Origin of the sequence: Streptomyces monticola (genome assembly GCF_042665355.1) — a bacterium.
In the GTDB taxonomy this organism is placed as follows: Bacteria; Actinomycetota; Actinomycetes; order Streptomycetales; family Streptomycetaceae; genus Streptomyces; species Streptomyces monticola.
In genome coordinates this window covers 128072-140191 of record NZ_JBHTCF010000021.1, presented here as the reverse complement: position 1 = coordinate 140191, position 12120 = coordinate 128072, and the positions used below count along the sequence as shown (strand labels likewise).

11 protein-coding genes and 2 pseudogenes are annotated in these 12120 nt (G+C 72.6%); 7 read left to right on the top strand and 6 right to left on the bottom strand.

Annotation, left to right across the window (positions count from 1 at the left end):
* A pseudogene (locus tag ACFQVC_RS35390) lies at positions 1 to 209 on the bottom strand (heme-binding protein); the annotation flags it as partial.
* A gap of 176 nt (positions 210 to 385) precedes the next feature.
* Here ACFQVC_RS35390 and ACFQVC_RS35385 point away from each other — a divergent pair.
* Together ACFQVC_RS35385 and ACFQVC_RS35380 are read left to right on the top strand one after the other, a co-directional pair.
* Positions 386 to 1627, top strand: coding sequence for a sensor histidine kinase (locus ACFQVC_RS35385; RefSeq protein WP_381838435.1), 1242 nt, complete (start codon positions 386 to 388; stop codon positions 1625 to 1627).
* Entirely contained in the window at positions 1624 to 2283 is a 660-nt protein-coding gene (locus ACFQVC_RS35380) for a response regulator (RefSeq protein ID WP_381838433.1), read from the top strand. Before ACFQVC_RS35385 ends, ACFQVC_RS35380 begins: the two co-directional genes overlap by 4 nt.
* Before the next feature lie 39 nt (positions 2284 to 2322).
* Here the strand turns inward: ACFQVC_RS35380 and ACFQVC_RS35375 are convergent, their stop codons facing one another.
* Positions 2323 to 2820, bottom strand: a complete 498-nt coding sequence (locus tag ACFQVC_RS35375) for a hypothetical protein (RefSeq protein WP_381838450.1) — start codon at positions 2818 to 2820, stop codon at positions 2323 to 2325.
* Between the two features lie 542 nt (positions 2821 to 3362).
* Positions 3363 to 4040, bottom strand: a complete 678-nt coding sequence (locus ACFQVC_RS35370; RefSeq protein ID WP_381838431.1) for a pentapeptide repeat-containing protein — start codon at positions 4038 to 4040, stop codon at positions 3363 to 3365.
* Between the two features lie 297 nt (positions 4041 to 4337).
* On the opposite strand from ACFQVC_RS35370, the pseudogene ACFQVC_RS35365 reads away from it, so the two are divergent.
* The 4 genes and pseudogenes from ACFQVC_RS35365 to ACFQVC_RS35350 form a co-directional block, all read left to right on the top strand.
* A pseudogene (locus ACFQVC_RS35365) lies at positions 4338 to 4994 on the top strand (phytoene desaturase family protein); the annotation flags it as partial.
* Between the two features lie 182 nt (positions 4995 to 5176).
* A complete protein-coding gene (locus ACFQVC_RS35360) occupies positions 5177 to 6181 on the top strand; it encodes a zinc-binding dehydrogenase (RefSeq protein ID WP_381838429.1) in 1005 nt (334 codons plus the stop codon).
* A 148-nt stretch (positions 6182 to 6329) separates the two neighbouring features.
* Positions 6330 to 7889: an MFS transporter gene (locus tag ACFQVC_RS35355; protein ID WP_381838427.1), complete on the top strand. Its 1560-nt coding sequence runs from the start codon at positions 6330 to 6332 to the stop codon at positions 7887 to 7889.
* A gap of 10 nt (positions 7890 to 7899) precedes the next feature.
* A complete protein-coding gene (locus ACFQVC_RS35350) occupies positions 7900 to 9165 on the top strand; it encodes a GNAT family N-acetyltransferase (RefSeq protein WP_381838425.1) in 1266 nt (421 codons plus the stop codon).
* Between the two features lie 28 nt (positions 9166 to 9193).
* Here ACFQVC_RS35350 and ACFQVC_RS35345 read toward each other — a convergent pair whose 3' ends face one another.
* A complete protein-coding gene (locus ACFQVC_RS35345) occupies positions 9194 to 9676 on the bottom strand; it encodes a GNAT family N-acetyltransferase (RefSeq protein WP_381838423.1) in 483 nt (160 codons plus the stop codon).
* Positions 9677 to 9713: 37 nt separating this feature from the next.
* Complete coding sequence (locus ACFQVC_RS35340) at positions 9714 to 10718, bottom strand: aminoglycoside phosphotransferase family protein (RefSeq protein ID WP_381838421.1); 1005 nt, start codon at positions 10716 to 10718, stop codon at positions 9714 to 9716.
* Between ACFQVC_RS35340 and ACFQVC_RS35335 the strand changes: the two genes are divergently transcribed.
* On the top strand, positions 10717 to 11349 hold the full coding sequence (locus tag ACFQVC_RS35335) for a rhomboid-like protein (RefSeq protein WP_381838419.1): 633 nt from the start codon (positions 10717 to 10719) through the stop codon (positions 11347 to 11349). The two genes, ACFQVC_RS35340 and ACFQVC_RS35335, sit on opposite strands and share 2 nt — an antisense overlap.
* Before the next feature lie 3 nt (positions 11350 to 11352).
* On the opposite strand, the gene ACFQVC_RS35330 is transcribed toward ACFQVC_RS35335, so the two are convergent.
* Complete coding sequence (locus tag ACFQVC_RS35330) at positions 11353 to 12078, bottom strand: DsbA family protein (RefSeq protein WP_381838417.1); 726 nt, start codon at positions 12076 to 12078, stop codon at positions 11353 to 11355.
* Positions 12079 to 12120: the final 42 nt, after the last annotated feature.

Sequence of the window (12120 nt, the reverse complement as noted above, 5' to 3'; positions counted from 1 at the left end):
TCGAGGGTGGCCTGCGCGGCCTTGGTGGCGGCGGCGACCGTCAGGTGCGTGGACTGGGTGGTGTTCTGGTCCGACACCGCGGCGGCGGGCGCGGCGGCCTGGGCGGCGGGGGTGGCGCTGGCCGAGAGCGAGCCGAAGGCACCGGCGGCGATGGTCGCGGCGACGGCGGTACCAGTCAGGACACGGGCACGCAGGGAGAGCTTCTTCATGGTTCCGGGCTCCTTCTGAGGCGGGAGGGGGTGGCGGTTTCGCTGCTATCGATCCTCCGGCCGGATCCGGCCCCGACCCGTCGACGTACCGGCTGTGAGCTGCGCTCCCCTCGGTCGACAGGGGGGTCGACCGATCGGTTGATGCGGACGTGGCCGACCCGGGTGACGATGGCCCCGTGAACCACCAGGAAACGCGCGAAAGCACCGCAGCGCGGCACGGGCGCCGGACGCGCGACGGTGCCGCAGCCGGGCACGACCGCGCGGCACGCGATGGCACCGCGGCACGGCCCGACCCGGACACCCGGCGTCTCGCGGCCGTGATGCACACCGCGTTCTTCCTGCTCCTCGGCGCCTCACTGGCCCGCTATCTCATCCGGCACCCCGGTGACCCCGCCACCACGTGGGTCATCGGGCTCTCCGCGGGCCTGGCCTTCCTGTACGTACTCGGGGGCCCCGTCGCCGGGGACCGGCCGACCCCGCGGCGGCTGCTCTGGCTCGGCGCGGTCGTCGGCACCTGGATGGTCCTCGTGATCCTCGCGCCGAGCTTCGCCTGGTGCGCGGTGCCGCTGTTCTACACCGGCCTGCGGACGCTCCCGCCGCGTCCGGCGCTCGCCCTGGTGGTGGCCCTCACGGCGTTCGTCGTCGGGGCCCAGCTGCGGCTCGCGAACGGCTTCGACCCGAATCTGGTGCTCGCGCCGCCCGCCGTCGCCGCCATCGCCGTGGCCGTGTTCGTCCATATGCAGCGCCAGTCCGAGCGGCTCGCCGCCACCGAACGCAGCGAGGGCACCCTCGCCGAACGGCAGCGGCTCGCCATGGAGATCCACGACACCCTCGCCCAGGGTCTGTCCAGCCAGCAGATGCTGCTCCAGGCCGCCGACCGTGTCTGGGACTCCGATCCGGCGACGGCCCGCGCCCATGTCCGTACCGCCGAGTCCTTCGCCGACCGCAATCTGGCCGAGGCCCGTCGCTTCGTGCACGATCTGGCGCCCGCCGACCTGGCCGGCGGCACCGGCCTCGCCCCCGCCCTGCGGACCCTCGCGGAACGCGAGTCCAGGGAAGGCCTCGCTGTCCGCTGCCGTGTCGAGGGCACCGAACTGCCGCTGCCCGACCGGGTGCAGTCGGCGCTGCTGCGGATCGCGCAGGGCGCCCTCGCCAATGTCCGCGAGCACTCCGGTGCGAGCACCGCGGTGCTCACCCTCGTCCACTTCGACGACCAGGTCGTCCTCGATGTCGCCGACGACGGCCGCGGCTTCGACCAGCGCGCCGTCGCCGCGGCGCCGCGGGCCGGTGTCCGCGGCCACGGGCTGCCCGCGATCCGCGCCCGCGTCGCCCAGCTGGGCGGCACACTCACCGTCGAGTCCGCGCCCGGCGAGGGCACGGTGCTGTCCGCCGCGATCCCCCTGGAGACCCGCTCATGACTTCCGCCGATCACGTTCCCGCAGCTGTGCCCGCACGTGGGCCCGTACGTGTGCTGCTCTGCGACGACCACGCCGTCGTACGCGCCGGTCTGCTCGCCCTGCTCGGCAGCGCGCCGGACATCGAGGTCGCGGGCGAGGCGGGGACGGGCGAGGAGGCGGTCGCCCTGGCCGCGAAGCTGACGCCCGACGTCGTCCTGATGGATCTCCAACTGGGCGCCGGAATGGACGGGGTGGAGGCCACCCGGCAGATCTCCGGCACGGGCGTACGGGTTCTCGTGCTCACCACGTACGACACCGACGCGGACATCACCCGCGCCATCGAGGCGGGCGCCACGGGCTACCTCCTGAAGGCCGAGCGCCCCGATGAGCTGTTCGCGGCGATCCACGCGGCGGCGCAGGGACGTACGACCCTTTCGGCACCGGTGGCCAGCCGGGTCATGGCCCGGATGCGCAGCCCGCAGCCCACCCTGACGGACCGCGAGCAGGACATCCTGGGCCAGCTCGCCCAGGGCCTCGGCAACCGCGATATCGCCCGTGCGCTGTTCATCAGCGAGGCCACGGTGAAGACCCATCTGGGGCGGATCTACGACAAGTTGGGGGTCGATACGCGCGCGGGCGCGGTGGCGGTGGCGAAGGAGCGACGGCTGCTGACCTGAGCCGCGTTCAGTCGGCCGAGCGTGCCTGGAGCGCTCCGCTCACACCCTCGGGAAGCGGGCCTGCAGATCCCAGATCACCGGGTTGTCCCCCAGGGACTCGTGCAGATCGCACAGATCGGCGATCAGATCCTGCAGGAAGTCCCTGGCCTCACGGCGCAGCTCGGTGTGCGCGAAGGTGAGCGGGGCCTCGGACCCCGGCAGCCACTCGCCCTCGACGTCCACCCAGCCGAACCGCCGCTCGAACAGCATCCGGTCCGAGGACTCCGTGAAGTCCAGCTCCGCGTACTGCGGCCGCGAGGCCCGGCTCCCGAGCGGGTCACGGTCGAGCCGCTCGACGATGTCGCACAGCGCCCACGCGAAGTCGAGCACCGGCACCCATCCCCAGGCTGTGGACAGCTCCCGGTCGGCCTTGGTGTCGGCCAGATACACGTCCCCGCAGAACAGGTCGTGCCGCAGCGCACGGACGTCCGCGCGGCGGTAGTCGGTCTGCGGGGGGTCGGGGAAGCGGGTGGAGAGGGCGTAGCCGATGTCGAGCACGTAGGTGATGGTGTCACGGGCCCAGCCCCTGACCGGACCCACGCCCGACCTTCTACGGCACTCCGCCGGGACGGGACCTGCGGGGGCGGGGCTTGCTCGGGCGGGGCTTGCTCGGGCGGGGGCTTGTTTGGCTGGAGGCCTGCTCGGGCGGGGACCCGCTCGGCCGGGACCCGCTCGGCCGGGGACCCGCTCAGGCGGGGGCTTGCTCAGGCGGGGGCTTGTTTGGCTGGAGGCCTGCTCGGGCGGGGACCCGCTCAGGCGGGGGCTTGCTCGGGCGGGGGCTTGTTTGGCTGGAGGCCTGCTCGGGCGGGGACCCGCTCAGGCGGGGGCTTGCTCGGGCGGGGGCTTGCTCGGCCGGGGACCCGCTCGGCCGAGACCTGCGCGGCCGGGGACCCTCTCAGGCCGGGACCCGCTCGGCCGGGGACCCGCTCGGCCGAGACGTGCGCGGCCCGGATCCCCCGCTCGGCCCGCCCTCCCCCTCGGCCCGCCCTCCCCCTCGGCCCGTCCTCCCTCTCGGCCCGCGCTCCCGCTCGGCCGTCCGCTCAGGCCGATTCCACCCGCACGCCCACCGCCGCCGCGAACACCGGGGCCAGGTCCAGGAGTTGGGCGGGGCTGATGACCGCGCCGGAGAGGCGGTCCACGCCGCGGGCGATATCGATCTCCGCCGCGCGCCGCAGGTCGACGTCCTTCATCCGCGCCCCCGTGAGATCCGCCCGCCGCAGCACACAGTCACGGAACTCGACCCGCTCAAGGGCCGCACCGCCGAAGTCCGGCTCGGACAGGACCACGCCCTCGAAGACGACGTCCCGCAACTTGGCCTGGCGCAGATTCAGATAGTCGATCTTGCCGCCGCTCACCACGACCCGCTCCAGGACCGCACCGGCCAGCTGCACCCCGCCCATGCGGGCATCGAGCACCTCGACGTCACGCAGGGACGCGCCCGACAGGTCGGTGCCCACGCCGCGCACCCGCGCAAGCCGGGAGTCGATCAGGCGGGCGTTGGCGAGGGAGGTCTCGTCGAGAGCGCAGCCCTCCAGCGCACAGTCCAGGAAACGGGCGCCCGGCCCCTCCTGACCCGAGAGGTCGGTGTCCGTGAAGGCCAGGCCGTCATAGTCGCCGTCGGGCTCCAGCTCCCAGCCTTCGTACGGCCGCAGGGGCGGCAGACGGAGCTCGGGACGACGGGGCGGCTTCACCGTGGGTACGTGTCGTTCGCGGGACATGCCCCCATGGTCGATGACACCACTGACAACGCCCCCGGGCCGGACCGTCAGCCCGGGCAGCGCACCTCGGCACCCCGCACCGACTCGCCGCCGCCGGACGAGCGGGCGGGCACGGGGTGATGACATCACGGCCAACGACCAAGGCGGTGACGCCACATGACCACACCCCACCCCGGACCGTCAGCCCGGGCAGCGCACCTCGGCACCCCGCCCCCGAACCGCCCCCGCGAATCCGTCCGCCCCGCCAACCCCGGCCCTCCAACGCCGACGCCCCGCACCAACTCCCCGCCGCCGGAGCCCGAGGCGCACTACCCGCGCGGCGGCTGGAGTTCGGTCATCGACCGGATGGCCGCCCGCGCCTGGAACCTCGGCGTACGCGTGGAGACCACGTCCCGGGTCGGCAGCCTGCCCGAGGACGGGCCGGTGATCGTCGCCACCTCCCTCGACGCGGCCCGGCGGCTGCTCGACGACGACTCGCTGCGCTGGGAGAGCGGGCGCACGGCGCTGATCGATCTGGCGGTACGCGAACGCCGCGGCGACCCCTTCGCCCTCTCCGACCTCGACCGGCCCGGCTGGATCGAACGGTTCTCGGCCGCCGACCGCACCCTCGCACCGCGCGGCGAGCAGCTGGTACAGGGCCAGATCCCCATCGGGCCCGACGAGGCGAAGGGCGACGGCGTCCGGCGCGCGGAGCAGCTGCTCGACCTGGGCTTCCCCGACTGGCGCGAGCGCACCGCCTGGCGCCGTGAGGCACTGGCCGCGGGCCGCACCGGCGCCGTCGACCTGCCGGGTACGACCTGGCGCGACCGGCCCGCCGTGGAGCGCGGCGACGGCGTGTTCCTTGCGGGCGACCAGGTCGCGGCGCCGGGGGTGCTGTCCGAGGTGTCCTTCACCAGCGCCGTGACGGCGGCGACGCTGGCCCTGAAGGCGGCCAGGGCGGCGGTCACCGCATAGCCCTCCCGGGGCACCTTGGGGCCGCTCTTGACCTCAACCTTGGTCGAGGTTGAACGATGGCCCATGTCAGCAACCGCCGTACCGCGCAAGCAAACCGCCGTACCGCGCACGCAACCGCCGTACCGCGCAAGCAAACCGCCGTACCGCGCACGCAACCGCCGTACCGCCCAGGGGAGCCCGCCATGCACGCCATCCGTCAGCACGCCTTCGGCCCGGCCGAGACCCTCGTCCACGAGAAGACCGAGGACCCCGAGCCGGGCCCCGGCCAGCTCCGTATCGCCGTCAGGGCGGCGGGTGTCCATCTGCTCGACACCGCGATCCGGTCCGGTATCAAGGGCCCGCTGCCCGAGCTGCCCGCGCTGCCGACGATCCCCGGCCGCGAGGTCGCCGGCGTCGTGGACGCGGTCGGCGAGGGCACCGATCCCGGCTGGCTCGGCAAGCGGGTCGTCACCCATCTCGGGTTCGCGCCCGGCGGGTACGCCGAGCTGGCGGTCGTCGACGCGGCCAAGCCGCACGAGATCCCGGCCGGACTCGACGACGCCACCGCCGTAGCCATGATCGGAACGGGCCGTACGGCCCTGGGCATCCTGCTGTTCCACGAGGTCACCGCGGACTCGGTGGTCATCGTCCCGGCCGCGGCGGGCGGCCTCGGCACGCTGCTCGTGCAGTACGCGAAGAACGCCGGGGCCACCGTCGTAGGCCTCGCGGGCGGGCCCGAAAAGGTGGCGCTCGTACGGGACAACGGCGCCGACCTCGCCGTCGACTACCGGGACGGCCGCTGGCCCGACGAGGTCCGCGCCTTCCTCGGCGAACGCCGCGCCACGGTCGTCTTCGACGGCGTCGGCGGGGACGTGGCCCGTGCGGCGATAGATCTGCTCGGGCCCGGCGGCGCCCATATCGTCTTCGGCTGGACCGCGCAGGGCCTGGACTCCGACGGCGGCCTCGCCCTCACCGACGAGGAGCTCGCCGAACGCGGCATCACCTCGACCGGGGTACTCGGCCCGGCGATGATGGCCAAGGCGGGCGGCGCCAACCCGATGCGCACCCTGGAGCTGGCCTCCCTCGCGGAGGCGGGCGCGGGGCGGCTGCGACCCGCGCTCACACGGTTTCCGCTGGCCTCTGCGGCGGAGGCACACCGCGCCCTGGAGTCCCGGCGCACCGTCGGCAAGGTCGTCCTCGAACCCTGAGGTCACGGTGCCGACGGTGACTTGAACCCTGGTACGACGGGTACCCGCCGCCAGTACGTGGCCTGCAGGCACCGCGCACCACGCACCCCGCCCCGCGCACCCCGCGCCAACGCGCACAATCCCACCCCCCTGTGTTGTCCTGGAATCTATGAGCTCGCCCGGAAACGCACCGATCGCCCCGATACCGCAGACCTCACCGGCGCCCCCCGACCCCCGGCGCTGGTGGGGTCTCGTGGTGATCGCACTCGCCCAGCTCATGGTCGTACTCGACGCGACGATCGTGAATATCGCGCTTCCGTCCGCGCAGCGCGACCTCGGGATGTCCGACGGCAACCGGCAGTGGGTCATCACCGCCTACACCCTGGCCTTCGGCGGACTGCTGCTGCTCGGCGGGCGGATCGCCGACCTCGTGGGACGCAAACGGACCTTCATCATCGGCCTCATCGGCTTCGCCGGCGCCTCCGCGCTCGGCGGCGCCGCGAGCGGCTCCGGGATGCTGTTCGGGGCCCGCGCGCTGCAGGGCGTCTTCGCGGCCATCCTGTCGCCGTCCGCGCTCTCCCTGCTGACCACGACCTTCACCGACCCCAAGGAACGCGGCAAGGCCTTCGGGATCTACGGCGCGATGGCGGGCGGCGGCTCCGCGATCGGGCTGCTCGCGGGCGGGCTGCTCACCGAGTACCTGAACTGGCGCTGGTGCCTGTACGTCAACATCCCCATCGCCCTCATCGCGGTGCTCGGCGCCCTGAGCATGCTGCACGACCGCCCCGGCCACACCGGGGCCCGCCTCGACGTGCCCGGCGTACTGCTCGGCTGCGGCGGTCTCGTCGCCCTCGTGTACGGCTTCAGCGAGGCCGAGCCGCGCGGCTGGACCGACTCCCTCGTGCTCACCCTGTTCGCGGTCGCGGTCGTCCTGCTCGCCGCGTTCGTGTGGTGGCAGAAGCGCGCCCCGAGCCCGCTGCTCCCGCTGCACATCATCAAGGACCGCAACCGCGCGGGCTGCTTCCTGACGATGGGCCTGGCGACCATCGGCATGTTCGCGCTGTTCCTGTTCCTCACGTACTACCTGCAGGGCGTGCTGCAGTACTCGCCGGTGAAGACCGGTCTGGCGTTCCTGCCGATGACGGTGGCGATCATCGTGGGCTCCACGCAGGTCTCCGCCCGGCTTCTGCACCACGTCCCGCCGCGCGCCCTGATGGTCCCCGGCATGCTGATCGCCGCGCTCGGCCTGGTGCTGCTCACCGGGCTCACCGTCGAGGGCGAGTACGCGAGCCACGTGCTGCCCGGCATGCTGCTCACCGGCTTCGGCATGGGCCTCACCTTCATGCCGGTGTTCGCCACCGCGACCTCCGGCGTCGCGCCGCAGGACTCCGGGGTGACCTCGGCGACCGTCAACACCGCGCAGCAGGTGGGCGGTTCGATCGGTACGGCCCTGCTCAACACCATCGCCACCACCGCCACCTCCACCTACATCGGCGCGCACCTGCGGGACCCCGCGCAGAAGGCCCGGGTCACCGCCGAAGGTGTCGTGCACGGCTACACGGTGGCGATCTGGTGGGCCGCCGGCATCATGCTCCTCGCCGGACTCGTGGCCGGTCTCCTCGTCACCGTCAGGGCGCCCAAGCACCACGGCCGTGGCGATACGGGGGAACCGGGCGCGCAGGACCGGGCAGCCGAAAATTCCGGTGCCCGTACGGCTTTCGAGAACTAGTGTCCGGAATATGAATACCCGTCCCACACCCTCAGGACCGGTCGCTCCCTGCACCCCCGCGCTGAAGTTCCGGGAGATCCCCGAGAGCGATATCGAGCGCGCCCTGGCCCTCGCCTATCTCGCCTTCCACGAGAAGCCCGAGGACGAGTTGCGCAGCCACCACAAGGATCTGCTGCGCGGCTGCGCGCGCGTGGGCGCGTACGACGGCGACGAACTCGTCGGCATGGTCGCCGCGTTCCCCTTCACCCTGTCCGTGCCCGGCGGTGAACTCCCCTGCCCCGGCGTGACGTTCGCCTGTGTGGCGCCCACGCACCGCAGGCGCGGTGCGCTCTCGGGACTGCTCGCCGAGCTGTTCGCCCGCTGCGCCGCCGAGGACTGGCCGCTCGCCGCGCTGTGGGCGTCCGAGGCCGTGATCTACGGCCGGTTCGGCTTCGGCGACGCCACGCACGGCATCACCGTGGAGCTCGACTCCACCCGCCCCCTCGCCCTGCGCATCGCACCCGACGAGCGACCCCTGCGCCTGGTCGACCCCGCCGACGCGCCCGCCCTGATCGCCGGTTTCTACGAGCGCACGCGCGCCGCGCGGCCCGGCCGGATCGGCCGCACCAAGGCCTGGTGGACCGAGGAGTGGATGAACGAGAAGGACGAGGACGACGAGGACATGTCGCCGCCCCGGACCGTCGTCATCGGCGAACCCCTCGCGGGCTACGCCATCTACCGCACCAAGCGCGACGAGAGCACTCCCGGGGCTCCCGGACTCGTACGCGTCGACGACCTGGAGGCCGAGACCCCGGCGGCGGCCGCCGCGCTGTGGCAGTACCTCGCGTCCATCGACCTGACCGGCAAGGTCCGCGCCTGGGGCCGGCCCCTCGACGACCCGCTGCTCCTGTTCGCCGCCGACCGTGACCAGGTCCGTGTCACCGACGAGTTCCCGGCCCTGTGGGTGCGGCTCACGGACGTACGGGCCGCGCTCCTGCGCCGCTCCTGGGCCGCCCCCGTCGACCTGGTCCTCGATGTGCACGACGCGCATCTGCCGGACAACTCGGGGCCGCACCGCCTGACTTCGGGCCCCGACGGCACGGCGTACGAGCCGACGCACGACCCCGCCGACCTCTCCGTCGACGTACGCGACCTGGCCGCCTGCTACTTGGGCGGTACGCGGATGACGGCCCTGGTCCACGCGGGCCTCGCCGCGGAACACACACCGGGTGCGGCGGCGGCACTGGACGCGGCCCTGCACACAGAGCTGCTGCCGCACACAGTGGACGGCTTCTAGCGAGGCACGGCCCGCCTCCGGGCGAGCCCTACTTCGCCGAGGCCGTGCCGAGCCGCGCCAACGCCTCGTCCGTGAGGCGGTACACCGGCCACTCGGTCTGCGGCTTCGCGCCGAGGGACGTGTAGAAGTCGATGCTCGGCTGGTTCCAGTCGAGCACCGCCCACTCCAGGCGCTGGTAGCCGCGCTCCGCACAGATCCGGGCGAGCTCGGCCATCAGCGCCTTGCCGTGCCCGCCGCCGCGCGCGGCGGGCCGTACGTACAGGTCCTCCATGTAGATGCCGTGCACACCGCGCCAGGTCGAGAAGGTCAGGAACCACAGGGTGTAGCCGACGACCTGTCCCGACTCGTCCTCGGCGACAAGGGCGTAGGCAGCGGGGTGTTCGCCGAACAGCGCGGCGCGCAGCTGCTCCTCGGTGGCCTTCACCTCGTGCAGCGCCTTCTCGTACTCGGCGAGTTCGCAGATCATGGCGTGGATGGCGGAGATGTCTCCGGAAAGGGCTCTACGGATCATGCGCGCAGGCTAGCCCGGCGCCGGGGCGCCGCTGCGCTCAGGCCAGGCGGTGGTCCCGTACCAGCTCGGCGATGGCCAGCTGGTCGGCGTCAAGGCCGTCCTCCTCGTCGTCCGTGCCATCCGCGCCGTCCGCCCCGGCCGCCCCGTCTTCGTCGTCCGCGTCCTCGATGTTCCACAGCAGGTTCTGCAGGGCCCGGCCCATCGTCCAGGCGGCCGCGCGCTGCCGGTCCAGGCCGACGACCTCGGTCAACAGGTCGAAGCGGTACAGGACTTCCTTCGCGTCGAAGCCGTCCGTGAGTTCGTTGAACAGCGCGGGCATCAGATCGAAACCCGGGTCCCCGGCGAGCGGCTTGGGGTCGATGGCGAGCCACGGCTCACGCTCGGCGGCCAGGATGTTGTCGAAGTGCAGATCCCAGTGCAGCAGCCGGTCGCCGGGCTCACCGATGACATCGCGTACCGCCGAGGCGCAGCTGAGCAGCGTCTGCCGGGAGGCGCTGTCCACGAGCGGTGAGCGGACCGCTTCGGGGACATCGTCGAGCATGCCTTGCGCGATGTCCGCGAGCCTGCGCATTCCGGCCGGTGCGGGCACCGCGACAAGCCTGGCGAGGAGTCCGGCGAGGATCCGGGTGGCCTCGTGGGTGTCCTCCAGGGTCGACAAGTGCCGGTTCTCGTCGAGCCGTTCGAGCAGCAGGGTGTTGGTGTCCTCGTCATGTTCGAGGAGACGGACGACGCCGTTGCCGTTCCAGACCCGCAGGCCCACCGGCTCCCCCTCGCTCTCCTCGTCGAGGAGCTGCATCTTGAGGGCGGCGCGGGTGCCGTCGGCGCGCTCGACGGGCAGCACGAGCGAGGCCATGCCGTACATGGAGGGGCCGGAGAGCTTCAGGTCCCAGCGGCTCAGGAAGTCGGCGGCGCGCTGCGGCAGGGCGTCGATGAACGCCCGGCCCTCGGCGCCGTTGTACTTGATCTGGGTGCGGGCGAGCTCCGCCGGAATCGGAATGTCGATCACGGGCCCGATCCTACGGACGTGACTCAATCTCCTCATGCGCGAATTTCCCCGCCATGTATGGCGGTACGTCCGCAGCGCCCCGGGCACCTATGTGTGGCTGGCCGCGCTCTTCGTGACGACGATCGCCATGCACCACATGTCGCCGGAGTTCGAGGGCGAGTTCCTGCGCCAGCGCTCCACCAACATCCACGAGCTGTCGCACAACCCCGTACGGGTGCTGATCTCCAGCGCCTTCTGGATCGACGGCGGCAGCTGGTGGCCGTACGCCGCGCTCTACACCGTGTTCCACGCGCAGGCCGAACGATGGCTCGGCACCCTGCGCTGGCTCGGGGTCTGCGCCGCCGCGCATGTCCTGGCCACCCTGGCCAGCGAAGGCGTGCTGCTGTGGGCGATCCGGCACGGGCACGCACCGGCGGCCTCCGTCAACACCCTTGATGTCGGGGTGAGTTACGCGCTCGCGGGAGTGGTGGCGGTGCTCACGTACCGCATCCCGACGCCCTGGCGCCTGCCCTATCTCTTCGCGGTCCTCGTCGTGTACGGCACGCCGCTGATCAACGGGCGCACCTTCACCGACCTGGGCCACTTCGTCTCGGTCCTGGTCGGGCTCGCCTGTCTGCCGCTCGCACGGACGGCGGCGGGCCAGGTCAGGCCGCCCGCGCGTCCTTGAGCATCAGGCCGCGCCCGCGTCCTTGAGCACCTTCGCGAAGGCGTCCTTGTCGAACATGGCGCGGGCGTTGCCCGGCTGCTTGCCGTCGACCAGGACCACCGGGGTGCCCTGCTGACCCGAGTCCTGGAAGGCTTGCATGGCCTCGCCGACCCAGCTCTTGTACGTCTCGTCCTTGACGGCCTTGTCGAAGGCGGGGCCGCGCAGGCCCGGCACCTTGTCGGCGATCTTCAGCAGATTCTCCGTGGTGTAGCCGTCCACGGACTCCTCGGGCTGGCTCGCGTACACGGCCGCGTGGTACTCGGCGAACTTGCCCGCGTCGACGGAGGCGCGCAGCGCGTTCACGGCCCGCTGCGAGCCGCGCCCGCCGAGCCCCTGGTCCAGGAAGCTGGCGAGCACGTACTCGACCTTGACCTTGCCCTGCGCCACGGGTTCGGCGAGTGCCTCGCCGCCGCCGGTCTCGAACTTGGCGCAGAACGGGCAGCGCGGGTCGATGAACACCCGCACCGTGTGCGGCGCCTGCTCCTGGCCCACGACGATCTTCCCGCCGACCGCTTCGGCGGGAAGCTCGGCGAGGGTCCGGGCGACGGGGGAGGTCTTCACGGTCAGCTCGGCGGAAACGTCGCTTCCGCCGCTGCTCCCGCCGGATCCACAGGCCGCGGCCCCCGTCGCGAGGAGCGCTGCCGCGGCGAGGGCGGTAAGAGTACGGGTGAGTCGACGACGTACGGCCATGAGAACGGGAACCTTCCGGATACGGATGCCACGAGGGAGGAC